Source organism: Massilia pseudoviolaceinigra (assembly GCF_030846505.1).
Classification (GTDB): Bacteria; Pseudomonadota; Gammaproteobacteria; order Burkholderiales; family Burkholderiaceae_D; genus Telluria_A; species Telluria_A violaceinigra.
Genome location: NZ_JAVCWL010000135.1, coordinates 1 through 610, shown reverse-complemented (window position 1 = coordinate 610; position 610 = coordinate 1). Strand labels below are relative to the sequence as shown.

General features: G+C 57.2%; 1 protein-coding gene. It reads right to left on the bottom strand.

The window, feature by feature from the left end; translation table 11 throughout:
• Positions 1 to 103: 103 nt before the first annotated feature.
• On the bottom strand, positions 104 to 610 hold a 507-nt coding region (locus RBA40_RS33435; RefSeq protein ID WP_306653227.1), incomplete at its 5' end, for a hypothetical protein.

Here is a 610-nt window from a genome sequence, read left to right as displayed (position 1 = left end):
GCCAAGGTCGACCATGAGGGTGTGCATCAACGTGCCCGATGCGCGGACCAATGCGGCGCACTGGGCGGACAGGTCGGCGGCGTTTGCGGCGGGGATAAACTTGTCAGTCATTTTGTGCTTTCAGTAGGGTGGATGCGTTCAGGGTGCGCAGCTCGGCGCGGAACCATTCGATTGCTGTGGGGATGCTTGCCAGGCTTTGGGAAGCGGCGACGGCGTGTAGGCGCTGCTTGGCCTCTTGGCTGACCTGGGCGCTGTCGCAGTACGTGTTAATCAGCGTGTTCAGTTCTGCAATCATCGCCAGCCAGACGGCGGGCGTGCGCGGCTGGACGGAGATTGCCGCCATGGCTTGCGCTTGCTCGGGGGACAATCCGTCAACCTCGATGAACTCGGCTACCAAGGCATCGCGCCATGGTTCCGCCAATTTTGGTTTGGGATATTTGGAGTTTGCTACTGCTACAGTTGCTACAGTTGCTACCGAACCCGTTTTGGCGTTTTCGGTTCTTGCTACTGCTACACCTGCTACAGTTGCTACAGTTGCTTGCGGGAATGACTCTGAGTGAACATTTTTCACTTCTGCTACTGCTACACTTGCTACACTTGCTACAGTTGC